20 protein-coding genes are annotated in these 25418 nt (G+C 70.0%); 10 read left to right on the top strand and 10 right to left on the bottom strand.

All coding sequences use genetic code 11. From position 1 onward, the window contains the following. Position 1: 1 nt before the first annotated feature. Positions 2-511 carry a hypothetical protein gene (locus AB5J56_RS21625; RefSeq protein WP_369234406.1) on the bottom strand — a complete coding sequence of 170 codons (510 nt, stop codon included), beginning with the start codon at positions 509-511 and terminating at the stop codon, positions 2-4. 62 nt (positions 512-573) lie between these two features. After that, a complete protein-coding gene (locus AB5J56_RS21630; protein WP_369234407.1) occupies positions 574-2013 on the bottom strand; it encodes a hypothetical protein in 1440 nt (479 codons plus the stop codon). 384 nt (positions 2014-2397) lie between these two features. Between AB5J56_RS21630 and AB5J56_RS21635 the strand changes: the two genes are divergently transcribed. Further along, the gene (locus tag AB5J56_RS21635) at positions 2398-2775 is read left to right on the top strand and encodes a hypothetical protein (RefSeq protein ID WP_369234408.1); all 378 of its coding nucleotides are present in this window, start codon (positions 2398-2400) and stop codon (positions 2773-2775) included. A gap of 2 nt (positions 2776-2777) precedes the next feature. Then, complete coding sequence (locus tag AB5J56_RS21640; protein WP_369234409.1) at positions 2778-4853, top strand: PQQ-binding-like beta-propeller repeat protein; 2076 nt, start codon at positions 2778-2780, stop codon at positions 4851-4853. A gap of 85 nt (positions 4854-4938) precedes the next feature. Here the strand turns inward: AB5J56_RS21640 and AB5J56_RS21645 are convergent, their stop codons facing one another. Continuing rightward, positions 4939-6069 carry a sugar ABC transporter substrate-binding protein gene (locus tag AB5J56_RS21645; RefSeq protein WP_369234410.1) on the bottom strand — a complete coding sequence of 377 codons (1131 nt, stop codon included), beginning with the start codon at positions 6067-6069 and terminating at the stop codon, positions 4939-4941. A 427-nt stretch (positions 6070-6496) separates the two neighbouring features. Here AB5J56_RS21645 and AB5J56_RS21650 point away from each other — a divergent pair, with 427 nt between their 5' ends. Beyond that, entirely contained in the window at positions 6497-7585 is a 1089-nt protein-coding gene (locus AB5J56_RS21650) for a hypothetical protein (RefSeq protein WP_369234411.1), read from the top strand. A 279-nt stretch (positions 7586-7864) separates the two neighbouring features. Here the strand turns inward: AB5J56_RS21650 and AB5J56_RS21655 are convergent, their stop codons facing one another. The 5 genes from AB5J56_RS21655 to AB5J56_RS21675 all read right to left on the bottom strand — a co-directional run bounded on the left by AB5J56_RS21655 (position 7865) and on the right by AB5J56_RS21675 (position 13149). Further along, positions 7865-8314, bottom strand: coding sequence for a helix-turn-helix domain-containing protein (locus tag AB5J56_RS21655; RefSeq protein WP_369234412.1), 450 nt, complete (start codon positions 8312-8314; stop codon positions 7865-7867). Positions 8315-8318: 4 nt separating this feature from the next. Further along, positions 8319-9506 (bottom strand): molecular chaperone DnaJ, encoded by a 1188-nt coding sequence (gene dnaJ, locus AB5J56_RS21660; protein ID WP_369234413.1) that lies wholly within the window; start codon positions 9504-9506, stop codon positions 8319-8321. Between the two features lie 36 nt (positions 9507-9542). Next, complete coding sequence (gene grpE / locus AB5J56_RS21665; protein ID WP_369234414.1) at positions 9543-10211, bottom strand: nucleotide exchange factor GrpE; 669 nt, start codon at positions 10209-10211, stop codon at positions 9543-9545. Then, positions 10208-12058 carry a molecular chaperone DnaK gene (gene dnaK / locus AB5J56_RS21670; RefSeq protein ID WP_369234415.1) on the bottom strand — a complete coding sequence of 617 codons (1851 nt, stop codon included), beginning with the start codon at positions 12056-12058 and terminating at the stop codon, positions 10208-10210. Before dnaK ends, grpE begins: the two co-directional genes overlap by 4 nt. A gap of 107 nt (positions 12059-12165) precedes the next feature. After that, positions 12166-13149, bottom strand: coding sequence for an undecaprenyl/decaprenyl-phosphate alpha-N-acetylglucosaminyl 1-phosphate transferase (locus tag AB5J56_RS21675; RefSeq protein ID WP_369234416.1), 984 nt, complete (start codon positions 13147-13149; stop codon positions 12166-12168). Positions 13150-13394: 245 nt separating this feature from the next. Here AB5J56_RS21675 and AB5J56_RS21680 point away from each other — a divergent pair, with 245 nt between their 5' ends. After that, positions 13395-15671, top strand: a complete 2277-nt coding sequence (locus AB5J56_RS21680) for a (Fe-S)-binding protein (RefSeq protein WP_369234417.1) — start codon at positions 13395-13397, stop codon at positions 15669-15671. A 114-nt stretch (positions 15672-15785) separates the two neighbouring features. On the opposite strand, the gene AB5J56_RS21685 is transcribed toward AB5J56_RS21680, so the two are convergent. Continuing rightward, entirely contained in the window at positions 15786-16103 is a 318-nt protein-coding gene (locus AB5J56_RS21685; protein WP_369234418.1) for an antibiotic biosynthesis monooxygenase, read from the bottom strand. An 82-nt stretch (positions 16104-16185) separates the two neighbouring features. Between AB5J56_RS21685 and AB5J56_RS21690 the strand changes: the two genes are divergently transcribed. From AB5J56_RS21690 to AB5J56_RS21715, 6 genes are all read left to right on the top strand, one after another. Then, a complete protein-coding gene (locus tag AB5J56_RS21690) occupies positions 16186-17004 on the top strand; it encodes an NAD(P)-dependent oxidoreductase (protein ID WP_369234419.1) in 819 nt (272 codons plus the stop codon). A gap of 131 nt (positions 17005-17135) precedes the next feature. Continuing rightward, on the top strand, positions 17136-18416 hold the full coding sequence (locus AB5J56_RS21695; RefSeq protein ID WP_369234420.1) for an FG-GAP repeat domain-containing protein: 1281 nt from the start codon (positions 17136-17138) through the stop codon (positions 18414-18416). 140 nt (positions 18417-18556) lie between these two features. Further along, complete coding sequence (locus AB5J56_RS21700) at positions 18557-20368, top strand: protein kinase (protein ID WP_369234421.1); 1812 nt, start codon at positions 18557-18559, stop codon at positions 20366-20368. 371 nt (positions 20369-20739) lie between these two features. Beyond that, on the top strand, positions 20740-22227 hold the full coding sequence (locus AB5J56_RS21705; protein ID WP_369234422.1) for an FG-GAP and VCBS repeat-containing protein: 1488 nt from the start codon (positions 20740-20742) through the stop codon (positions 22225-22227). Between the two features lie 68 nt (positions 22228-22295). Continuing rightward, positions 22296-23732, top strand: a complete 1437-nt coding sequence (locus AB5J56_RS21710; RefSeq protein ID WP_369234423.1) for an FG-GAP-like repeat-containing protein — start codon at positions 22296-22298, stop codon at positions 23730-23732. A 171-nt stretch (positions 23733-23903) separates the two neighbouring features. Further along, positions 23904-24839, top strand: coding sequence for a Yip1 family protein (locus AB5J56_RS21715; RefSeq protein ID WP_369234424.1), 936 nt, complete (start codon positions 23904-23906; stop codon positions 24837-24839). A gap of 74 nt (positions 24840-24913) precedes the next feature. Here the strand turns inward: AB5J56_RS21715 and AB5J56_RS21720 are convergent, their stop codons facing one another. Then, a complete protein-coding gene (locus AB5J56_RS21720) occupies positions 24914-25417 on the bottom strand; it encodes a phosphoribosyltransferase (RefSeq protein ID WP_369234425.1) in 504 nt (167 codons plus the stop codon). Position 25418 lies beyond the last annotated feature (1 nt).

Consider the following 25418-nt stretch of genomic DNA (forward strand, 5'->3'; position numbering starts at 1 on the left):
GTCACTCGTCCGACCCGGAGTCCTTCCGGTAGTCGGTCGCCACGCAGCCGTCCCCGACGTCCTCACGGTGGTAGCCGTCCGGTATCTGCATGCCGGGGTCGCAGTCGAGGAGGAACAGGCCCGCCTTGAGGAGCTTGTCGACCCGCTCGTCGCGGCCTGCGTCGACGGCGAAGTCCTGCCCGATCATGAGGGAGTTGTCGCCGCCGTCCTGTGCGGCGACGGACTGCGCGAACCCCTTCATGTCGGTGACGTGCAGGAAGTCGATGTCGCCGTTCTCCTGGTCGCACACGCCGCCGCCGTCGAGGCCGTTGATCTGTTCCTGGATCTCCGAGAGGTCGTCGGCGCTGTAGTAGTCGACGTCCTGGCAGCCGACGTTCTGCTGAAGGAAGTCGGCCACGCCCTTCTGGTCCCCCGCCTCAGGGGGACCGTCGTCGCCGCAGGCGGTGGCGGTGAGGGCGAGCAGCAGTACGCAGGCGGAGGCGGCGAGGGCGGTGGGAATACGGGTACGCACAGGGGACCTCGGTGGATCGGCGGCCGACGTGGAGACGCGGGCGGGGACGGGAAAGGAAGGAGTCAGGACGCGGGCGCGAAGACGAAGAAGCCGTCCTCGGTGCCGAGGTAGCCGTATCCCGTGGCCGCGTCGACGTAGGGGATGCCGTTCTCCGGGAGGTTCTTGGCGAGGACCTTGCGGGTGCGGGCGTCGACGGCGAGGGCGGTGTCGCCGTCCGTGAGGCCGTAGAGGACCGAGGCGTCCGCCGTGAACCGGACGGGATCCAGAGCGGTTTCGCCCTCCGCCTGCGTCCAGAGCTGCTTGCCGTCGGCCGGCTGCCACACCGCCGTGCCGGAGAACTCCCCGACCCCCTCCTTGTCCCTGGCGGCCAGTTCGCCGGAGGGCGAGAAGAGGACGTCTTCCGGGGCCTTGTACGAGCCGGTCAGGGCGCCGCTCTTCATGTCGTACCAGGCGTGGATCCAGGTGCTGTCGTAGACGCCCGCCCGCCAGGCCACGAGGACCCTGCCGTCCGTGATCCGCTCCACGACGGCCGCCCCGGACTTCCGCAGGCCCTTGTCGTCCACCTCCACGCCCTTGGGCAGTTCGGCGTCGGCGCTGCTCCAGACCTGCTTGCCGGTGGCGAGGTCGTTGAGGGTGACCTGCTCGCGGTCGTTGTCGTAGTCGGTCGCGTGCAGGAAGCCCGCGTAGTACTGGCCGCTGATCAGCGGGGCGTGCGTCACGAATCCGTCGGCGGTGCCGGTCTCCGGGTGGAACTTGCACTGGGCGAGCCGGCCGGTGCAGGTGATGGCGCGGGTGGTGCCGCCGTCGATGGGGACGAGACGGATGGCGTCGTCGACGAGCTCGACGCGGTAGCCCTCCGTCAGGAGGCGGGGGTCGTCGTTGCCGTGCTCGTCCTTCGGGACGGGGCTGCTGCCCAGCTTGGCGCCGTGGGCGTCGTACAGGGTGGCCGTGGAGGTCGTCTTCGCCTCGGTGAGCCCGTCGGAGGCGGTGGTCGACGAGGTGCCGACGGCGATCGCCGGGGCGCCGCCGTGCCAGGTCGTGCTGCTGACCGAATTGGTCTTCACCTTCAGGGACTTGGTGACCTCGCCGGTCTTCGCGTCCCTGAACTCCAGGGTCAGGCTCTCGGCTTCGTCGGAGAGGTGCAGATACCGGTTCTCGCTCTGCTCGCTCCCCTCCTGCGGACCGGAGTTGTCGACGTACTCCCCGCTCGCGTCCTTGGCGAACAGCAGCGTCTCACCGAGGTCCAGCGCGCCGGGCGTGCCGCCGCCCTTGTTGGCGGGCAGGCTCCAGGCGGCCTTCTTGGCGAAGCCCGGCAACTCCGGGCCCTGGTAGGTGGGCCCGCTCGGAGCGGCGGCGCCACCACCGGAGCCGTCGCCCCCGGACCCGGACCCGCTCCCGCCGCCGGACCCACCACTGCACCCGGTCAACAGCACGAGCCCCGTCACGGCGGCCGCAACCACCACGGCACCCCGCAGCCGCATCGAACCATCCGTACCGCTCATACCGTCCACCGGATCGCATCCCCCGTCGTACCGTGATCCCGTGATCCCGCGGCCGCACCGGCCTCGTGATCAATACGTAGCAGCGGGTCACCATAGACGATTAACTACCGTCCCTTGACCGGCCGTTGACCCGGTCCGCCGGGATTGCCCCCTTCTCGACACCGGAAGTGTGGCCATCTCCACAAGACCTCCGCGCGCCTGCCGCCGGAGCGGGCTCTCCCAACCGGCCTCGTGCCAGGGCTTGTCGGCTGCCCGACGCAGGTGCGCCGACTTCCGCGAATTCCCCCCGGCGCGAGCCCCCGTTCACCACACTGGTGGCTGCGCCGTGGAGCACGTGACCGGGACAACGACGGGCGGTTTCGCGGACAGGGGGGTGGAATCACCATGGACGTACTGCTGGGGCTGTGGCCCGACAAGGACGCGGACGCGGAGCAGGTCGAGCGGCTGGCGTATCTGCTGCGGGGGGAACTGCGGGCGCTCGACGTCGAGGGGCTGCGCCCGGTGAACGGGGACGCGCCGCCCGACGGGGCCAAGGGGGTCGATCCGGTCACCGCCGGGGCCGTGATGCTGGCCGTCAGCGCGCCCGGCGGAGTGCTCGTCGCGCTCGTCGAGACGCTGCGGGACTGGCTCGGACGGCAGTCCGCCCGCAACCGTGTCTCGGTGACCATCGACGGGGACACGCTCGAACTGGAGCAGGCGTCCGACGGCGAACGCCGGCAACTGATCGACGCGTTCGTGCGCCGGCACCGGTCGGGAGAGTGACCGTGGGACGCAAACTGGCTCTGCTGATCGCGACGTACAGCTACGAGGACGAAGGGCTGCGGCAGCTGACCGCGCCCGGTCACGACGCGCAGGCCCTCGCCGACGTCCTGCGCGACCCGGACATCGCCGGATTCGACGTCGAGATTCTGATCGACAGGTCGCGGCACCAAGTCGGCCTGGCCCTCGGCGAGTTCTTCCGGGGCCGCCGGCACGACGACGTCACCCTGCTGTACTTCACCGGTCACGGCCTCAAGGACGACGAGGGCCAACTGCACCTGGCCATGGCCGACACCCGCCGCGACAACCTCGACTTCACCACGCTGCGCGCCGACGAGATCGACCGCGCCATGACCAAGTGCATGTCGCGCCGTCAGGTGCTGATCCTCGACTGCTGCTACAGCGGCGCCTTCCCGGCCGGCCGGCTGGCCAAGGCCGACACCGAGGCGATCTCGTTGGACCAGTTCCAGGGCCGCGGCCGCACCGTGCTGACCGCCTCCGACGCCACGCAGTACTCGTTCGAGGGCGACCAAGTGCACGGCAGCGCCCCCCAGTCGGTGTTCACCCGCCATCTGGTGCAGGGTCTGCGCGACGGCAGCGCCGACGTCGACGGCGACGGAGACATCACCCTCGACGAGCTGTACTCCTACGTCCACGCCAAGGTCGTCGACGAGATGCCCCAGCAACGCCCCAAGAAGCAGGACTCCGTCGAGGGCCGCATCGTCATCGCACAGAACATCAACTGGTCCCTGCCCACTCATCTCCACAACGCGCTGCGCAGCCCGCTCGCGACGGACCGGCTGGGTGCCGTGGAATCGCTCGCCCACCTGTACCGGGTCGGCAACGAGACCGTACGCCGGCGCGCGGCCGAGGAGCTGCGGCGCCTGGCGGACGACGACAGCCGCAGTGTGGCCCGCGAGGCCGCGGCCCGCCTCCGGGCCCCGACCGCCCAGGCGCCCTTGCCCGACGAGCCCGCTCACGTCCTCTCGGCGGCCGCCCCGTCCGCCCCCGAGGCCACCGCTCTGCCTACCGTCACCCCGGAGCCGCCCCCTCCCGCCCTGGTGTCCTTCACCCGGTCCTCGGGCCGGCACTCCGCCCCCCGGCGGCCGCCACCGGGCACCCTGCGGTGGAGATTCAGGACCAACGGCTGCGTGCAGTCCGCGCCGGCCGTCATGGACGGGACCGTGTACGTGGGCAGTGACGACGGCGCCCTGTACGCCGTCGACGCCGCCAGCGGCGAGGAGAAGTGGCGCAGTGACATCTCCAGCGACGCCATCCGGTCGGCGCCGCAGGTGGACGGCGATCTCGTGTACGTCACCTCGGGCCGGGCCCTCCACGCGGTCGACGTCGGCACCGGCGAGGTCTGCTGGCAGTACATGACCGGCGGCCAGGCGTCCGCCACGGTGGCGGTGGACGCCGACTGTGTGTACGTCGGGGGCAGCAACCTGCTCCGTGCCCTCGACATCGAAGAAGGCACGAAGCGCTGGGAGAGCAGCGGATACGGACTGACGGACTTCCGATGGGTGGTCATGGCCGGCCCGATGGCGATCCTCGGCAACGCGGGCAGCCACGTCTATGCCTTCGACAGCGTGTCACGGCAGAGGAAGTGGGCCGCCCGCGTCCCCGGCGGCCCTGTCTCCGGCCCGTCCGCACTGTTCAACGCGGTCCTCTACATCGGCAGCAAACGCGGCGAGGTGCACGCCATCGACACGTACAACGGGGTGAGGAAATGGCTCCACACCACCGGCCATCCCATCCTGTCCGCCCCCACGGCGGCGGACGGCACGGTGTACGTCGGCGACGACGACGCCCGTCTGTCCGCCCTCGACGCCGCCACCGGTGAGTGGAAGTGGCGCTTCACCGTGTCCGAGCCCATCCGGACCTCACCGGCCGTGGCGGGCGACACGGTCTACTTCGGCTGTGACGACGGCAACGTGTACGCCGTCGACACCGACTCCGGCTTCGAACGGTGGTGGTGCGCAACGGGCCGGTCCGTACGGTCCTCCCCCGTCGTCGCGGACGGAGTGGTCTACGTGGGCAGCGACAGCGACTTCCTGTACGCCATCGAGGCCGCCGACTGAACCCCGCGGGAAGCGCGCCGCAGGCCTCCACCCCCCGAGCGGGTGGAGGCCTGCGGGATCGCGGCCGCGGAGGGCCCGTGTGCGGCTACTTCAGGCCCGTGATGGACGCGCAGGCCGACTTGTACTTGGCTGTGCAGATCTGCTTGACCGTGTAGATGCCGTCGTCGACGACCGTGTCCGCGATGTTGTCCTTGGTGAGGGCGACCACGGGGACCATCTGGGACGGGATGTCCTTGTTGGTCGGACTGTCCGTCTTGTCGCGGGTGAGGGCGTCGAACTCGATACCGCGGCCCTGGACCTTCGCGACGGCCATCTCGGCAGCGGCGGACGCCTCCTGCGGGTACGACTTGTAGACGCTCATGTACTGGTCGCCCGCGACGACGCGCTGCACGGCATCCAGCTCCGCGTCCTGGCCGGTGACCGGCGGGACCTTGCTGACGCCCGCGGTCTTCAGGGCGTCGATGACGGCGCCCGCCATGCCGTCGTTCGCGGAGTAGACGGCCGCGATCTTGTCCAGGCCGATCGCGGAGATCGCCTGCTCCATGTTCGCCTTGGCGTTCTCCGGCTTCCAGTCCTTGGTGTCGTACGACTCGGCGATGTTCACCTTGCCCTTGAGCTCGGAGAGCGCGCCCTCCTTGAACTGGGCGGCGTTCGGGTCGGTGACCGACCCGTTCATCATCACGATCTTGCGGGACTCGGCGTCGGAGCCCAGCGCCTCGAGGATGGCCCGGCCCTGGACCTGGCCGACGAGCTCGTTGTCGAACGAGATGTACGCGTCGATCGGCCCCTGCGCGAGACGGTCGTAGGCGATGACGGGGATGCCCGCGTCCTTCGCCTTCTGCACGTCCTTCGCGATGGACTTGGCGTCCACCGCGTCCAGCAGGATCACGTCGACCTTGTCGGCGATCATCTGCTGGAGCTGGCTGCTCTGCTTGTCCGCGTCCTGCTCGGCATTGACGTAGTCGACTTTGCCCTTTTTGTGGGTGAGTTCGGCGACCTGCTGCTTAATGATCGGATAGTCGAACTTCTCGTAACGCGAGTTCTCCTTCTCCGGAAGGAGCAGGCCCACCGTGATGTCGTTGCCCTTCTTCGGGCTCGCCGAGCTGCCACCGCCACCGATCCCGTCCACCACGCCACAGGCGGAGAGCGAGAGGGCCGCGGCGGAAGCGGCCAGGGCTATGCCCGTACGACGAATACGGGTGTTACGAGTGTTCACATCACGTGCCTTCCGGACGAGGGCGCAGTATTGCGACCCAGGTGGCTGAAAGCCAACGCGGCGTTCACCGCAGCGTCAAGGAGTAACCACTTAACGAGATGGCAACAGCGTTCTGTGTTTCCCGCGTGAAGACAGTGTCGCAGGGAACGCGCGCCTCCATTTCGCCGCCTCCACTTCACCGCACTGACCTGCACATCGGCCCGCGCGCCCACGCCACCCGGCGCCCGAGGCGGCCTGAGGCCCCGCACCGGACACGCGGCTCCCGCTGCCCGCCATCCGAACCGCCGACGGAACCCCGACGCACCAACACCCCCCGGAATCCCTTTACTTCACACCGCTGCCGGAGCGAAACTGTCCCGCTCGACCTTCGAACCCTCGAATCTCGGACCGTCGAAGTCATACTCCCGGCCCCGGAGAGGGAACCGCCATGCGACGTTCCACCCCGCTCACCCGCGCCCTCGGCAGCGCCCTGCTCGCCTGTGCGGGCACAACCCTGCTCCTGGTGTACGTGCGCTACGACGCCCCGGCCCCGCGATGGGACATGCTCGCGGCGGCCGGTGCTGCGCTACCGCTGGCGGCGCTGTGGGCCCTGGCCTGCCGCACGGCGCCGGCACTCGGGCGCTCGACGAACGGGGCCACGGTGTCCGACGCGCCGCCCCGCAAGCTCCCCCTGCCGAAAAGGGACCGGGGCACGGTGGCCGCCGCGGTACTGCTCGCCCTCACGCCCGTGACGCTGGCCCGGTTCGCCGCAGGGGCCCACGGCAGCGTGTTCGGCGGGGCGGTGATCCTCCTGGTGCTCGTGGTCTCGCTGAAGCTGGCCGGCACGCTGCGGCGGCAGACGAGCAACGCCACCACCCGGCGCAAACTGCGCGTGCTCGCCGAGGACGCGGCGGCGGGCGAGGTGCACGCGGTCCGCGCGCGGATGGGCGAGCCCGTCATGATGCGGCTGAGCGAGAAGGGCAGCGAGCCCGGCGCGGTGTCCGTCTCGTACTGGCACTGGGCCGTCCTGCACGCGGACGGGAAGGAGATCCGGATGTCCGGGCCCCGCTCCGACGTGGCCGGCGCCGCGACACGGTTCGCCGGGCAGGAGGGGTGGTTGTGCCTGTCCACGCGGTGGAGGCTGATCGACGACGAGCAGCCCGCGGCGTTCGTCGCCGACAGCGGTGAGACGTGGATGGGGCTGACCGATCCGGACGAGGTACGGCGACACCTCACCTCGGACGCCCGTGCCACGTCCGGCGCGCTCGCCACCCGCCCCGTACCCCGGGCCGCCAAGTTCCGCCCTGCGGTCCATCTGCCCGTGCTCGGCGGCGCGTCGGGCGCCGTACTCCTGACGCTTCCCGTCCTCCTGCGCGGCGAGGACCTGCCGGCCGGGCTGCCCTGGCTGCTGTGTGCGCTCGCCGCGGTTCCCCTCTACTGGGGGGTGATACGCGGGGTCGGAGACGGCGCTCGGCAGGCGGGGCAGCGGGACGTGGAGTGGACCCTCCGCGAGGAGACGGACCCGTCGATCGCCTGACCTCTGGCCGCCCTGCGGATCACCGCCGTCCGACTACACGGGTCCTCCTCTCCGACACCGGACCTGGGGCGATACGTCGTCTACGCCACCCTCCCGGACGGCGAGGAGCGCTGCCTGTTCGTCGACGCCGTGGGTGACCGCGCTGTACGCGAACGGCACCGAGTCGGCGCCCGGCGCCGACTACGCGATCCTGCGGCCGTAGAACGCGCCAAGGGGCCCGGAGGTTCAGCAGAACCTCCGGGCCCCTTCGCACAGTCGGCGAGGTGCGACGCTCGGGCGTCAGTCCGAGGACTGGCGCTTCGGGCGCCACACCACCAGCGCGCTCGTCTGCTGGACCTCCTGGTACGGGACGAGGTCCCGGCGGTAGGAGGCGTGCACGGCGGCCTCGCGCTGCTGCATGGCCGCTGCCGCGCCCTCTACGGCGGACGACAGCTCCGCCACCCGCGCCTGCAACGCGGCGACCTGGTTCTCCAGCTCGATGATCCGCTTGATGCCGGCGAGGTTGATGCCCTCGTCCTGCGACAACTGCTGGACGGTGCGCAGCAGTTCGATGTCGCGGGCCGAGTAGCGTCGGCCCCGGCCGGCGGTGCGGTCGGGGGAGACCAGTCCGAGGCGGTCGTACTGGCGCAGTGTCTGCGGATGCAGACCGGACAGCTGGGCCGCCACCGAGATGACGTAGACCGGGGTTTCCTCGGTCAGTTCGTAGGGGTTGCGACGACGGCCGTCCATCTGCTCATGCTCCCTTCGCGGCCTGGAACAGCTCCGCCCGCGGGTCCTCGCCCGCGGTTGCCTCGCGATACGCCTCCAGGGCGTCACGAGCCTTGCCCGACACGTCCTGCGGGACCGTCACCTCGACGGTGACGAGGAGGTCGCCGCGCGAGCCGTCCTTGCGGACCGCACCCTTTCCGCGGGCACGCATCGTGCGCCCGTTGGGCGTGCCCGGCGGCAGCTTCAGGGTGACCGGCGGGCCGCCCAGCGTGGGCACCCGCACCTCACCGCCGAGGGCGGCCTCGGCGAAGGTCACGGGGACCGTCACCGTCAGGTTGTCGCCCTTGCGGCCGAAGACCGGGTGGGCGTGGACGTGCACGGTGACGTACAGGTCGCCTCCCGGACCGCCCCGTTCACCCGGTGCGCCCTTGCCGCGCAGGCGGATGCGCTGGCCGTCGGCGACACCCGCGGGGATGCGGACCTGCATGGTCCTCGACGACTTGGCGCGCCCCGAGCCGCTGCACACCTCGCAGGGGTTCTCCGCGATCAGGCCGCGGCCCTTGCAGTCGGGGCAGGGGTCGGTGAGCGAGAACCCGCCGCCCGAGCCCCGCGCGACCTGGCCGGTGCCGACGCACGTCGGGCACACCCGCGGTGTGCCGTTGGCGTCGCCGGTGCCGGAGCAGGCCTTGCAGGGCGCCTGCGAGGTCATGCGGAGCGGGACGGTCGCGCCGTCCACCGCCTCCGTGAAGCTGAGCGTGACCTCGGTGTCGATGTCCTGGCCGCGCCGGGGCTGCGTCCGCGCACCCGTTCCGGTGCCCGCACCGCCCCGGTTGAACAGGCCTCCGAAGACGTCCCCGATGCCACCGCCGAAACCGCCCTGGGCGGTGCCCCCCTGGGGGTTGCCCCCGAAGAGGTCGCCCAGGTCGAAGTTGAAGGAGCCGCCGCCGGCGCCCGGCCCCGGACGGAAGCCGCCGTTACCGAAGAGGGCGCGGGCCTCGTCGTACTCCTTGCGCTTCTTGGGGTCGCCGAGGACGTCGTTCGCCTCGGAGATCTCCTTGAAGCGCTCCTCGGCCTTGGCGTTGCCCTTGTTGGCGTCCGGGTGGAACTCGCGGGCGAGCTTCCGGTACGCCTTCTTGATCTCGGCCTCGGTGGCGTCCTTCGGGACGCCGAGGACCTTGTAGAAGTCCTTCTCGATGAAGTCCTTGGTGCTCATCCCCGACGTCCCTCCTTCCTCACAGGTTCTGCAACGTCAGCCCTCGTCCGGGCCACCGTTCTCCTTCTCGTCTGCCGTCTCGGCCGCGGCGTCCTCGGCCTTGACGGGCTGCGCGCCGGGCTGAGGCTCGGCCACGGCCACCCGCGCGGGGCGGATGGTGCGCTCGCCGATCCGATACCCGGGCTGCAGAATCGCCACGCACGTCGTCTCGGTGACGTCCGGCGCGTACGAGTGCATCAGGGCCTCGTGGATCGTCGGGTCGAAGGGCTCGCCCTCCTTGCCGAACTGCTGGAGCCCCATCTTCGCCGCGACGGTCTCCAGCGACTCGGCCACCGACTTGAAGCCGCCGACCAGTTCGCCGTGTTCCCGTGCGCGGCCGATGTCGTCGAGCGTGGGCATGAGCTCGGTCAGGAGGTTCGCGATGGCGATCTCCTTGACCGCGATCCGGTCGCGCTCGACCCGGCGGCGGTAGTTCTGGTACTCGGCCTGGAGTCGCTGGAGGTCCGCCGTGCGCTCGCCGAGCGCCGTGCGTACCTGGTCCAGCTGGGCCGTCAGACCGGCCGCCTGAGCGGCTGCCGATGCGTCCCCGGCCGGGGCCGCCCCCTCCTCCGAAGAGGGGGAGGCGGCCTTCGGCTCGGCGTCTTCGGGGGTGGCGCCGGAGGGGACGTCAGGCTTCTCGTCGAAACCCGGGGTCTCCTCCGTCACGCGGCACCGTCCTTACGGTCCTCGTCGACGATCTCTGCGTCGACGACGTCGTCGTCAGCGGCCTTGGTCTGCTCCGCGCCGGGGGCCTCGGCGCCCGCGGCACCCTGCGCGGCCTGGGCGTCGGCGTACATGGCCTGGCCGAGCTTCTGCGAGACGGCGGCGACCTTCTCCGTCGCCGTGCGGATCTCGGCGGTGTCCTCGCCCTTGAGCGCGGCCTTCAGCTCCTCGACGGAGGCCTCGACCTCGGTCTTGACCTCGCCGGGGACCTTGTCCTCGTTGTCCTTGAGGAACTTCTCCGTCTGGTAGACGAGCTGCTCGCCCTGGTTGCGGGCCTCGGCGGCCTCGCGGCGACGGTGGTCCTCGTCCGCGTACTGCTCGGCCTCCTGGCGCATGCGGTCGACCTCGTCCTTCGGCAGCGAGGAGCCGCCGGTGACGGTCATCTTCTGCTCCTTGCCCGTGCCGAGGTCCTTCGCGGTCACGTGCATGATGCCGTTGGCGTCGATGTCGAAGGCGACCTCGATCTGCGGGACACCGCGCGGGGCCGGCGGCAGACCGGTCAGCTCGAACATCCCGAGCTTCTTGTTGTACGCCGCGATCTCGCGCTCGCCCTGGTAGACCTGGATCTGCACGGAGGGCTGGTTGTCCTCGGCGGTGGTGAAGATCTCGGACCGCTTGGTCGGGATCGTCGTGTTCCGCTCGATGAGCTTCGTCATGATGCCGCCCTTGGTCTCGATACCAAGCGACAGCGGGGTCACGTCGAGGAGCAGGACGTCCTTGACCTCACCCTTGAGCACACCGGCCTGCAGCGCGGCGCCGATGGCCACGACCTCGTCCGGGTTGACGCCCTTGTTGGCGTCCTGGCCGCCGGTCAGCTCCTTGACGAGCTCGGCGACGGCGGGCATACGGGTCGAACCACCGACGAGAACGACGTGGTCGATCTCGGAGAGGTTGATGCCGGCGTCCTTGATGACGTTGTGGAACGGCGTCTTGCAGCGCTCCAGAAGGTCGGCCGTCAGCTGCTGGAACTGGGCGCGCGTGAGCTTCTCGTCCAGGTGCAGCGGGCCCTCGGCGGACGCCGTGATGTAGGGCAGGTTGATCGAGGTCTCGGTGGACGAGGACAGCTCGATCTTGGCCTTCTCGGCGGCCTCGCGGAGGCGCTGGAGGGCCATCTTGTCCTTGGAGAGGTCCACGCCGTGGCCGCTCTGGAACTGCTTCACCAGGTAGTCGACGACGCGCTGGTCCCAGTCGTCACCACCGAGGTGGTTGTCACCGTTGGTGGCCTTCACCTCGACGACGCCGTCACCGATCTCCAGGAGGGACACGTCGAAGGTGCCGCCACCGAGGTCGAAGACGAGGATCGTCTGGTCGTCCTTGTCGAGGCCGTACGCGAGCGCGGCCGCGGTGGGCTCGTTGACGATACGAAGGACGTTGAGACCGGCGATCTCACCGGCTTCCTTCGTCGCCTGACGCTCGGAGTCGTTGAAGTACGCCGGGACGGTGATGACCGCGTCGGTCACCTTCTCGCCGAGGTACGCCTCCGCGTCACGCTTGAGCTTCTGCAGGATGAACGCGCTCATCTGCTGCGGGTTGAAGTTCTTCCCGTCGAGCTCGATCTTCCAGTCCGTACCCATGTGACGCTTCACGGACCGAATGGTCCGGTCCACATTGGTGACCGCCTGACGCTTGGCCACCTCGCCGACGAGCACCTCACCGTTCTTGGCGAAGGCGACGACGGACGGCGTGGTCCTGGCGCCCTCTGCGTTGGTGATGACGGTGGGCTCGCCGCCTTCAAGAACGCTGACGACGGAGTTAGTCGTGCCCAGGTCGATGCCGACCGCACGTGCCATTTCAATTCCTCCAGCTGCCTACTTGAGTGGATCTGGCTCAAGTGTGCACGACACCCGCCGCTCGGTCAACAGAGCTGAGTCGAGGAGGCTCAACTCTTATCTCTTCCTTACACGCAAGTAGGCGCTGACCTGGGGCTTTTCCGGGCGCCGACCGCTCGTACCCCCGATACGAGTGACAGCCCGAGGACAACGAGGACCGCCCCACCCGCCACCCAGAGCGCTGCCGTCGCGTCCAGCCACCCCAGATGGATCATCAGCCCGACAGACGCCCCGGCGAACGAACCGGCCCCCACGACCACCGTCGCACCCCGGGACGTCAGCCCCAGACGCCGCAGCCGGTGCGCGAGATGCCCGCTCCGGCGCCGCACCACGAGCACCAGCACCACATCGACACTCGCCACGGCGGTCAGTGCGAACAGCGCCCCCGCGCTCACCCCGGCCCCCCGCCCGGCATGCACCAGCACCGCCGCCGAGGCCAGCACGAACCCGGTGAACAGCGCGCCACAGCGGCCGGACACGATCCGGGCCGGCGGCCAGTTCTGCATCAGGAACCCGGTGAGCGCGGCCGCCAGCACGCTCAGCAGCGCCGCGAGACCGTCCATCATCTCGGCGGCCGCGCACCCGCTCAGCGCGAAGGCGGTCACCACGGCGACGGTCCCCATCACACCGTCGGCATGGTCGAGCGAGGCGAAGGCGAAGGTGACGAAGACGATCCAGCCGACGGCCAACACCCCTAGCAACGGCCCGAGTTCGCCGTACGGCACGATCCAGGCGGCGGCCCCGGCCACCACGAGCAGCCGCAGCGGAAGCGGCACGGCCCGTACGTCCACGACCAGCCCGAGCACCGCGACACCGACCCCGGCGAGCAGCAGCCCACCCCCGTCGGCCCCCAGCGGAGCCAGCCCGCTCCAGTCCCCGATCCCGGCCACGATCCCCGTCCCGGCGACCAGCGCCGCGCCTCCGAGCAACGCCACGCGCCGCGTCCTGCGCCGTTCGGCCAGCCCGCAGCGCAGCGCGAGCGACCGCAGCAGGGCGGCGAGGACGGCAGTGAGGAAGAGGGCGGCGGTGGCGGCGGCGATTCCATACAGCACGGCGCCCAATTTATTCGCGAATGTCACAATATTGCGCGAATAACACGATCAGTTTTCACGACCCGGCTCCACGGCGTCGGCGGACCCCTGAGGGACTCATGTCACTCAGGTGAGCCTCAGCGACGCAGATCACCGCGCCCCTGGCTACAGTGCGGCGGAAGATATGGGTAGTCTCAGACGGACTACGTAAGTTACCGCTTAGTAATTAGACGAAGCCCCACCTCGCCGGCCCGAGGAGCCCCGAAATGCAACTCGCCGCGATCATTGTGTCGCTGGTCCTGATCGTGGTCGGCGTGGCGCTGTTCACCCGAGCCATCGTGGAGATCTACCGCTTCATGCGGCTCGGGCAGAACGTGCCCGCCGGTACCCGCACCGACGAACCCGTGCAGCGCACGGTGACGCTGGCCAAGGAGTTCCTCGGCCACACCCGGATGAACCGCTGGGGCATCGTCGGCTTCGCGCACTGGTTCGTGGCGATCGGCTTCTACACGCTGCTCCTGACGATCGTGAACGCCATCGGCCAGCTCTTCCAGGCCGACTGGATCCTGCCGGTCGTCGGCGACTGGGCGCCGTACAACGTCTTCGTCGAGTTCATCGGCACCACGACCGTGCTCGGCATCGTGACGCTGATCGCCATCCGGCAGCTCAACCGGCCGGGCAAGGCGGGCCGCAAGTCCCGCTTCGCGGGCTCCAACACCGGCCAGGCGTACTTCGTCGAGACGGTCATCCTCATCGTCGGCGTCTGCATCTTCATGCTGCACGCGCTGGAGGGTGCCCAGCACCACGTGGACGGCTACGAGGCCTCGTTCTTCATCTCGTACCCGGTGGTCTCGTGGCTGAAGGGGATGGACCTCTCCACGCTGCAGAACCTCACCTACTTCTTCGCCGGTCTGAAGATCGCGACGTCCTTCATCTGGATGATCACCGTCGCCCTGAAGACCGACATGGGTGTGGCCTGGCACCGCTTCCTGGGCTTCCCGAACATCTGGTTCAAGCGGAACGCGGGCGGCGCAACGGCGCTCGGCCCGCTGCTGCCGATGACGTCCGGCGGCAAGCCGATCGACTTCACCGACCCCGGTGAGGACGACGTCTTCGGTGTCTCCCAGGTCGAGCAGTTCTCCTGGAAGGGCCTGCTGGACTTCTCCACCTGCACCGAGTGCGGGCGTTGTCAGTCGCAGTGCCCCGCCTGGAACACCGGCAAGCCGCTCTCCCCGAAGCTCCTGATCATGTCCCTGCGCGACCACGCGCACGCCAAGGCGCCGTACCTGCTCGCGGGCGGCGGCAAGGACATGGAGGGCAACGAGAAGGCTTCGGCCGAGGCTTTGAAGGATGTGCCCGCGGCGGCGTTGGCCGAGGCCGAGCGCCCGCTCATCGGCACCCTCGAAGAGAACGGCGTCATCGACCCCGACGTTCTGTGGTCCTGCACCACCTGCGGCGCCTGCGTCGAGCAGTGCCCGGTGGACATCGAGCACATCGACCACATCGTCGACATGCGCCGCTACCAGGTGATGATCGAGAGCGCGTTCCCGTCCGAGGCGGGCACGATGCTCAAGAACCTGGAGAAGAAGGGCAACCCCTGGGGTCTTGCCAAGAAGCAGCGCCTGGAGTGGACGAAGGAGGTCGACTTCGAGATCCCGGTCGTCGGCCGCGACATCGAGGACCTCTCCGAGGTCGAGTACCTCTACTGGGTCGGCTGTGCCGGCGCCCTGGAGGACCGCGCCAAGAAGACCACGAAGGCCTTCGCCGAGCTGCTGCACATCGCGGGCGTCAAGTTCGCGATCATGGGCGGCGACGAGAAGTGCACCGGTGACTCCCCGCGCCGTCTCGGCAACGAGCCCCTGTTCCAGGAGCTCGGCATGGAGAACGTGGCCGCGCTGAACATGGCGTTCGGTGAGGACGACGACGACCCGGAGACGAAGAAGCCCAGGTCGGCGAAGAAGATCGTCGCCACCTGCCCGCACTGCCTCAACACCATCGGCAACGAGTACCCGCAGCTCGGCGGCGACTACGAGGTCATCCACCACACCCAGCTGCTCCAGCACCTCATCGACGAGGGCAAGCTGCTCCCGGTGACCCCGGTCGAGGGTCTGATCACCTACCACGACCCCTGCTACCTGGGCCGCCACAACAAGATCTACACGCCCCCGCGCGAGATCATGTCCGCCGTCCCGGGCCTGCGCCAGCAGGAGATGCACCGCCACAAGGAGCGCGGCTTCTGCTGCGGCGCCGGTGGTGCGCGGATGTGGATGGAGGAGCGGATCGGCAAGCGCATCAACAACGAGCGCGTGGACGAGGCCCTCTCCCTGAACCCGGACATCGTCTCCACGGCCTGCCCGTTCTGCCTGGTCATGCTGACCGACTCGGTCAACGGCAAGAAGAACGACGGCAAGGCCAAGGAGTCCGTCCAGGTCGTCGACGTCGCCCAGCTCCTCCTCGACTCGGTCAAGACCCCGGTCGACGACGAGCCCCCGGCGGGCGAGGCGGAGTCGGAGAACGCGCCGGAGCCGGAGCCGGTGAAGTAGTCCCTACGGCCATGACGGCGCCCCCTGTCTCCCAGGAGACAGGGGGCGCTGCTGTAGGTCCGGTGTAGGTCCGGCGGCCGGAACGTGAGTTCCGCCCGCACGGGCGCGCGAGAGCTAGGCGCTCTTGGGAGCCGCCTGCTGCACGACCTCGAAGGACCACACCGAGGATCCACTCGAGGCGGGCTTCGGGCGGTCGCCGCCGCCCTGGTGTGCCGCCTTCATCGGGCCTTCCATCCACGCCTGGAACGACTCCTCGTCACGCCACCGCGTGTACACCAGGTAGTCCTCAGTGCCCTCGATGGGGCGGAGAAGCTCGAACCACTCGAAGCCGTCGGAGTTCTCCACGGCGCCGGCGCGAGACGCGAAGCGCTTCTCGAGGACTTCCCGCTGCTCGACGGGGACGGTCAGGACGTTGATCTTGACTACGCTCATGGGCTCATCCTGTCCCAACCGCCGCCATGACCGGCGGGCGACCCCGCTCGCCACACCGGCTGCCTCGCTACGGTGTGGGTCCATGACGGTCCTGATCATCGGAGGCAGTGGCTTCCTGGGTGCCGAACTGATCCGGCAGGCCACCGCGGCGGGCCACGGGACGGCCGCGACGTTCGCCTCCCGGCCCGGCAAGGTCCCGGGTGTCGTCTGGCATCCGCTCGACGTCCGGGAACCCGAGCGCGTCGCCGGGGTGATTGCCGACGTCGCCCCGTCGGTCGTCGTCAACGCGTCCAGCGGCCAGGCCGACTGGGCGGTCACCGCCGATGGTGCGGTCCGCGTGGCGCTGGCCGCCGTCGAGCAGGGCTGCCGCCTGGTGCATGTGTCCAGCGACGCGGTGTTCTCCGGCGCGCGCGCCCGCTACGACGAGCGCTGCCTGCCCGATCCGCTCACCCCGTACGGCGCCGCGAAGGCCGCCGCCGAGACGGCGGTACGGCATCTGGTGCCGGGCGCCGTCGTCGCCCGCACCTCGCTGATCATCGGGTACGGCCGGTCCGGACACGAGCGCACGGTGCGCGCCCTGGCGGGCGGTACCCGGGACGGGGCCTTGTTCACGGACGACATCCGCTGCCCGGTCCATGTCGAAGACCTGGCCGCCGCCTTGTGGGAGTTGGCGCTGTCCGACGCGGCCGGGGTGTTCCACCTCGCGGGCTCGGACGCGCTGAGCCGTTATGACCTCGGTGTGCTCATCGCCCGGCGCGAAGGACTTGACGGTGCGCGCCTGCCCGCCGGGCGACGGGCCGACACCTCCCTGCCCGGCGGCCTTGATATTCGCCTCGACAGCCGCGCGACGCAGGAGCGGTTGCGCACCCGGCTCCGTGGAGCTCGCGAGTTCCTTCGCTGAGACGTCTCCCGCCGACTGTCGCCGAGGGTCACACGCACACAGGCTGTCCTCCCGCCTCGAACGCGTGCATCATTGCTCAGTCGTTGTCGCAGGGTCGGACGAGGTGAACGGTGCGGGTGCGAAGAACCGGGATGAGTACGGCGGCTTCGGCTTCCCTCGGCTGCGTTCTCCTCCTCGCCGCCTGCGGCCCCACCACGGGCGCGGACGCCACCACCAAGCACACCCCCGCGCGGATCGCCGAAGCCCCGGCTCAACTCCCCGTCCAACACGGCAAGGGCAGCAAGATGCCCGACGACTTCAACGGCGACGGCCACCGCGACCTGATCCTGAACGACCTCGTCAAGAAGACGAGCCACGCGGACGACCCGGGCATCGGGATCGTCTACGGCAGCGCACACGGACTCACCCCCGGGGCCAGCCAGTTGCTCAGCCCGGCGAAACAGGCCGCGCCCACCAAGGGCCGACTCCCCGCCGTCTTCGACGCGGAGGCGAGCTGCGACCTGGACAAGGACGGCTTCACGGACCTGGTCGTATCGACCGATCCGCCGTACGACGGCCAGGGCCGGCCGCCCGTCCCCCTCCAACTCCTCTTCGGCTCACCGACCGGCCTGACCGGCAGGGCGGTGAAGCTCGTCGTCCCCGCGAAGGCCCGCTTCGGCAACGACTGGCCCGACCAGCCGGTGTGCGGCGACTTCGACGGCGACGGCGCCGAGGACCTGGTGGTGCACGCCTCGAACGGCCAACTCAGCTATCTGCGGGGCCCGTTCACCCGCAAGGGCGCCCCACGCAAGGCCGGCGCCCCCATCCCCTCACCGGGCAACGTGCCGACAGGCCCGGCAGCCGACGTGAACCGCGACGGCTACGACGACCTCCTCGTCCGTACGGCGGAGGGCGCGGCCAAGTCCGCGATCGTCCTCGGCGGTCCTGCGGGCCCCACCCGCACCGGAGCCGTCCTGCCCACCGGCCTCGACGTCGCCCTCGGCCGCTTCGGCAGGGGCAAGGCCCTGGACGCGGCGGTCGGCGCGATGGGGGAAACGTCCCTGCGCTACGACCTCCCGACGCCCACCGCACGGGGCACCCTCACCTCCCCCGGCTCGGTCCTCGACGCCGGGGACTTCGACGGGGACGGCCTGAGCGAACTCGTGTCCAGCGGGGCGGAGTTGCGGGTGTTCCGGGGCCGTACGACGGGCCTGTCGACGGCCGGCATGATCACCGTCCAGCCGCCCGCCCGGGGCACCACGCGCGTGCTGGCGGTGGCCGACTTCGACGCGGACGGCCGGGCGGACCTGGCGGTGCGGACGTATCGGGGGGAGACGAGGGACACGGTCGCGGTGTATCCGGGGGCCGCGAAGGGGTTGGTGGCTCCGAAGCCGTCGGTCACGTTCTCCAGTGCGGAGTTCCTGGCGGGTTAGGGCGTTGTTCGTTGCCTCAGGGCGTTGATCGTGGCCGCCGCCCGCGCGTCCTCGCTTTCACCGGGATCGACAACGACCCCTATTCTCAACGGCGTTACGCCGATCAACCAGTCGGCAGGAGTCGGGGGAGTCATACCAGTATGAGCGGTACGAACGGGGACGGGCGCGACGAGCCGGAGACCCGGCGTGAGGACCGCTTCGGCGGGGGAATCGAACCGCTCACCGCCTCGGACCCGGCGCGGATCGGGCCCTACCTGCTGCTCGGGCGGCTCGGCGCCGGTGGCATGGGGAGGGTGTTCCTCGCGCGTTCCGACGGTGGGCGCACGGTCGCCGTGAAGGTGGTGCATGAGGAGCATGTGTCGGACGCGCAGTTCCGGGCGCGGTTCCGGCGGGAGATCGAGGCCGCGAGCCGAGTCGCCGAGCGGTACACGGCACCCGTGCTCGAAGCCGGGCCCGACGAGACACCGCCCTGGGTCGCCACCGGGTGTGTGCCTGGTCTGTCGCTGGAGCAGGTCGTGCGGGGGTACGGTCCGTTGCCCGCCGAGTCCCTGCACCCCCTCGCCGACGGGTTGCTGCGCGCCCTGAAGGACATCCATGACGCGGGGATCGTGCACCGGGATCTGAAGCCGTCGAACGTCATGCTGACCGTGGACGGGGTCAAGGTCATCGACTTCGGGATCGCGCGGGCCCTGGAGACCTCCGTGGAGTCGCTCCTGACCAGTACGGGGATGGTCATCGGCTCGCCGGGCTTCATGTCACCTGAGCAGATCCGGGGGCAGAGCGCCGGATTCAAGAGCGATGTGTTCACCCTCGGGTGCGTGCTCACGTACGCGGCGACGGGGCGGCTGCCCTTCGGTCACGGGGCCAGCAACCAGCACGCTGTCATGTACCAGATCGTGCAGGACGAACCGGATCTGGAGGGTGTCGAGGACCCCGCTCTGCGGGCGCTCATCACGCGGTGTCTGACCAAGGACTCCGGGCAACGGCCCGATGTGGACGAGCTGTTGTCCGACCCGGAGCGGGCCCGGCCGTCGGCCGCCGGCACGGCGTGGCTGCCCGCCGACGTCCTCGCGCGTATCGCGCGGCAGGCCGCCGAGCTGCTCGACGCCGAGGTGCGGCCGCTGCGCGAGGAGTCCGTGGACCGGGCCACCGCGGACCTGCGCCCGCGGTCCGAGCCGCCCGTGGTCGTCGCGCCGGGCAGCGGCGGCACCGAGCCGAAAGAGCGTGAACGCCGCCCGCGCCGCCGCATCTTCATCGCCCTGCCCGTGGTCGTCGTCCTCACCGTCGGTGGGACGACGATGGTCGTGCTCCAGCCCTGGAGCGGCGATCAAGGCGGAGCCCGTGCCCAGTCGCCGGGCAGCAGCACGAGTCCCACGCCGTCCGGCAGCAACTCGGCGGTCAAGCCCAGCAGTTCACCGTCCAAGAGGTCCGACGGGAAGAGCGGGAAGGACAAGAAGGAGCAGGCTTCCGATGACGGGGAGGGCGCCGCTGACGGCGGCAAGGCGGAGGGAGGCGGCGGGAGCACAGCGGCGGCCGGACGGGACAGCTCCGGCAGCAACTCGTCCGACAATTCCTCGGACACGACCGCAGGGAGCTCATCCGGCCCCGGTGACTCGTCCTCGGGTTCCTCCGACTCGTCCGCCGGCTCCCCGCCGCCCAACCTGAAGAGCTACAAGCTCGAGTACACGAACTCCTGCGTCGGAGCCTGCAACATGCCGATCAAGGCGAGCTGGACAGCGGTCTCCCGCGCGACCCGCTACGACATCCACTACACCAACAAGGGCAGCAACTTCACGGCGAAGAACGTCGACACCGTCTACTCCACCAGCAACACCAGCTACACGATCAACGGCCCGTACTCGGGCGACGAGATCTGCATCACCCTGCGCGCGGCCAACAAGTACGGCGCCTCGGCTTGGTCGGAGACCTGGTGCAGCACGGTGCCCTACTGACGGGCGACGCCGCCTCGGTTCGTGCGCGGGTGGCGTATGAGGGCGGCGAGTTGGCCACCGGCCCCGCCGCCCTCAAGCTCAGACAGTCGGGCCCTTCCTCGGGAACGGGAGCGGAAACGGAAACGGAAGCGGGTGCGGAAACGGCTCGGCCGGCAAGTACGTATGGTGCGAACTGGACACCAAGCACTGACGTCCCGGCTCGCTCAAATATTTACCGAACTCACGTACAACCCTCGCACCCCATCACAGGTCTCCTGTTCGCCGACCACCCCGCGAACCCTCGGACAACTCCAGGCAAACGCGGACGGTCCGCACCCCATCAACTGCGGATGTCCGCCAGACATCCCCCGCATGCCGCAGGAGAACCCCGCATGCACAAGCGTCACCCGCACTACGTGCGACTCGCCCTCGCGACGGCCACCGCTGCCGCGCTGACGGGCGGTCTGCTCACGTTCACGGCCGCTACGGCGTCGGCCGCGGACTCGACGACGGTCCCGCAGGCCGACTTCAACGGCGACGGCCGCGGCGACGTGGCCTTCTCGGCCTCCGGCGCCTACGTCAGCGGCCACAAGGCAGCCGGTCAGGTCGTCGCCCTCTACGGCACCTCCACCGGCGTATCGTCCGCGAAGCGCTCGACGATCAGCCAGAACACGGCCGGCGTGCCCGGCACCGCCGAGGCCGGGGACGGCTTCGGCGCCGAGACGGCGTACGCCGACTTCAACAGCGACGGGTACGACGACCTCGCCGTGTCCACCATCTGGGAGAAGGTAGGCACCGACACCAACGGTGGTGCCGTCGCGATCCTGTGGGGCTCGGCGAACGGCCTCACCGGCAAGAGCAGCGACATCCCCGACCCGTCGGCCTCGTCCCACGACTACTGGGGCAAGAACCTGGCCGCCGGCGACTTCGACGGCGACGGCAAGGCCGACCTGGCCGTCGGCAGCTCCACCAGCACGATCTACGTCTACAAGGGCGGCTTCAGCACGTCCGGCACGCCCGGCGGCCGCTACACGATCAAGCCCCCGATCCAGTCGGGCAGCCCCTCGAACGGCCCGCTGAACCTCGCCGCGGGCGACGTCAACGGCGACCACCGCACCGACCTCGTGGTCGACGGCTTCGAGACCCAGACCGCCAACGGCTGGAACAAGAACTACTGGGTGCCCGGCACGGCGAGCGGCCTGAGCGTGTCCTCCGCGCAGGTCCTCAAGCCTGGCGTGATCACCGCGATCGGCGACGTCAACGGCGACGGCTTCGGCGACATCGTCAGCGGCGCGTACTGGGACACCACCACGAGCGACGGCACGACCGTCCCCGACTCCGCCACCGGCGGCAAGGTGTGGATCACCAACGGCTCGGCGAGCGGCCCCGCCTCGGCGACCGGCATCACCCAGAACACCGGCTCCGTGCCCGGCACTTCGGAGAAGACCGACTACTTCGGCTACGACCTGGACCTCGGCGACATCAACGGCGACGGCTACCAGGACCTCGTGGTCGGCGTCGCCGGCGAGACCATCGACGGCGTCACGGACGCCGGCATGGTCACCGTCCTGTACGGCTCGGCGAGCGGCATCAAGACCTCCTCCGGCGCCCAGGCCTTCGCCCAGAGCACCGCGGGCGTCCCCGGCAATGACGAGAAGAACGACGCGCTCGGCGCGGACGTGAAGCTCGACGACCTGACCGGCGACGGCAAGGCCGACCTCGTCGCGGGCTCCTACGAGAACGACGGCAACGGCGCGGTCCTCTACCTGCCCTCCAACGGCACGAAGATCACCACCACCGGCTCCCGCACCGTCTCCCCGAGCACCTCGGGCGTCTCGACGTCGGGCACCCCGGCCTTCGGCGCGAACTTCGCCGACTGATCCCTTTCCCTCTCCTGAGCCGGGCCCGCGACCGCGGACCCGGCCTCTCTTCTCCCGGAGCCCCCGCCTTGCGCAAGCGCACCCTCCTCCTCGCCGCCACCCTCACCACCGGCCTCCTCACCGCCCTCCCCGCCGCCACGGCCACCGCCGCGCCCTCGAACCTGTCGGGCGACTTCAACGGCGACGGCTACCGCGACCTCGCGATCGCCGCGCCGATCGCCAAGGTGGCCGGCAAGACCGGCGCCGGTTACGTGGCGGTCGTCTACGGCACCGCGAGCGGCCTCGACACCTCGAAGCGGCAGATCATCAGCCAGGACACCACCGGCATCCCCGGCGTCCCCGAGTCCGGCGACTACTTCGGCGACCGCCTGACCACCGGCGACATGGACGGCGACGGCTACACGGACATCGTCGTCGGCGTGCACGGCGAGAAGATCGGCTCCACCGACTCGTACGGCGTCCTGACGGTGCTGTGGGGCGGCGCGGACGGCGTGAAGTCCGGCACCGACATCTCCTCCCCGCTGCCGGAATACCGCAACGAGCTCGGCTGGCAGATCGCAGCGGGCGACTTCGACGGAGACGGCCACACCGACCTGGCCGCCGCCAACAACTCCACGCCCGCCCTGAACATCTTCCGCGGCCCCATCTCCCGTACGGGCAAGGCAACGTCGCTCGTCGGCGTCGACACGGTCGAGCAGACCACGATCTACCCGGACGGACTGGTCGCGGGCGACGTCAACGGCGACGGGAAGACGGACCTCCTGGTCATGGGCCTGGAGGAGCCCAGCACCGGCGACGACCGCACCCGCAGCGCCCTCTACCTCGGCTCGGCCACCGGCCCGAAGTACAGCAAGAAGCTCGCGGGCGGTTACACGGCCACCATCGCCGACGTCGACAAGGACGGCTACGGCGACCTCGTCACCGGCAACTTCATGGAGAAGTCGACGAACGAGCCGAACGGCGGCCTCGGCGGCGCGGTCACGGTGACGTACGGCAGCTCCACCGGGGTCAGCTCCCGCACCCCGGTCCGCATCACCCAGGACACCGCGAACGTCCCGGGCACCGGCGAGAAGTGGGACGGCTTCGGCTGGAGCCTGTCCTCGGGCGACACCAACGGCGACGGGTACGCCGACGTCGTCATCGGCGCCAACGGCGAGAGCCTCGGCTCGGTGCGGCACGCCGGCCAGGTCACCGTCCTGCGCGGCTCCGCCACCGGCCTGACCGGCACCGGCGCCAAGTCCTACTCCCAGGACACCGCGAACGTCCCCGGCACCGCCGAGTCCGAGGACTACTTCGGCGACGCCGTCTTCCTCACGGACGCGAACGCCGACGGCCGCGCCGAGCTGGTGGTCGGCGCCATGGGCGAGAACACCTCCGACGGCTCCGTCTGGCTCTTCAAGTCCACCACCTCCGGCACGACCGCCACCGGCTCCAAGTCCTTCAGCGGCACCACCCTGGGCGGCCCGACGGGCGACGCGTACTTCGGCAACGTCCTCGCGGGCTGACCCGACGCAAAGTCCCACCGGACGTCCCCCACCGGCCGTCCCCCACCGGGAGAACTCCCCGTAGGGGACGGCCAAGGACCCCCCTTAAGGGATGTCACAGGTCGGCCGCAAACCCCCGCCGGGGAACCCGCCCCGGCACGTCACCCAGCGAGACCGGGTACGTTCGAATACGTGGCAGGATTCAGGATCGGACGGGGCGGCCGGGACAACCGGCCCCCGCAGGCGCGCCCGCGACAGCACCCGCAGCCGTACGGACAGCAGGCTCCGCAGGGACAGGGGGGCCAGCCGCCGTACGGCTACCCGGCTGCACCGCAGCAGCCCCAGCAACCCCAGTACGGGCAGCAGCAGTACGGGCAGCAGCCCTACGGCGGCGGTGGGCAGCAGTGGCCGCAGCCGGACGGCGGGCACGGTGAGCCGGAGTACTTCGGTGACGGGCACCCGCAGCAGGGACCGGACCCGTACGCGGCGAACCAGCCCGGTCACACCCAGGCGTTCTCCATCGGCGAGGACCCCTACAGCCAGGGCGAGACCTACCGTGCGGGCCAGGCCGCGGCGCCGCCGGTCGGCCCCCGCCTGCACTGGAAGGACCTGCTGAAGGGCATCGTCGCCCACCCCGGCCAGACCTTCCTCCAGATGCGCGACTACACGATGTGGGCTCCGGCCCTGATCGTCACGTTCATCTACGGCCTGCTCGCGGTCTTCGGCTTCACCGGCGCCCGCGAGGACGCCATCAACGCGACGCTGTCCAACGCGGTGCCGATCGTCCTGACGACCGCGGTCGCGTTCGTCATCAGCACGTTCATCCTGGGCGTGGTCACCCACACGCTGGCCCGCCAGCTCGGCGGCGACGGCGCCTGGCAGCCCACGGTCGGCCTCTCCATGCTGATCATGTCCATCACGGACGCCCCGCGACTGCTCGTCGCGATGTTCGTGGGCGGCGACGCGACGTTCGTCCAGGCCCTGGGCTGGGCGACCTGGGTCGCCGCGGGCGCCCTGCTCACGATGATGGTCAGCCGCTCCCACGACCTGCCGTGGCCGAAGGCCCTGGGCGCCTCGGCGATCCAGCTGATCGCGATCCTGTCGATCGTGAAGCTGGGCACGTTCTAGAGCAGAGGTACGAGGTACGACGAAGGCCCCCGGCGCCATGTGCCGGGGGCCTTCGTCATCAACGTGCCCGGCGGTCAGGCGTCGAGAACCTGCCCCGCCCGCTTCACCACAGGCGGTTCGACGCTCCACGGGAAGTTGATCCACTCGTCGGTGCGCTTCCACACGTACTCGCACTTCACGAGCGACTGGGACTTCTCGTAGATCACGGCGCTGCGGACCTCGGCGACGGCGCCGACGCAGAAGTCGTGGACGAGCTTCAGCGTCTTGCCGGTGTCGGCCACGTCGTCCGTGATCAGCACCTTCTTCTCGGAGAAGTCGATGACGTCGGGGACGGGAGCGAGCATGACCGGCATCTCCAGCGTCGTCCCCACCCCCGTGTAGAACTCGACGTTCACGAGGTGGATGTTCTTGCAGTCCAGGGCGTAGGCGAGTCCGCCCGCGACGAAGACACCGCCGCGGGCGATGCTGAGGACGACGTCGGGCTCGTAGCCGTCGTCGGCGATGGTCTGCGCCAGCTCGCGGATCGCGCCGCCGAAGCGCTCGTAGGTCAGGTTCTCGCGCACAGGCAGGCCACTCATG

Origin of the sequence: Streptomyces sp. R21 (assembly GCF_041051975.1) — a bacterium.
GTDB lineage: Bacteria > Actinomycetota > Actinomycetes > Streptomycetales > Streptomycetaceae > Streptomyces.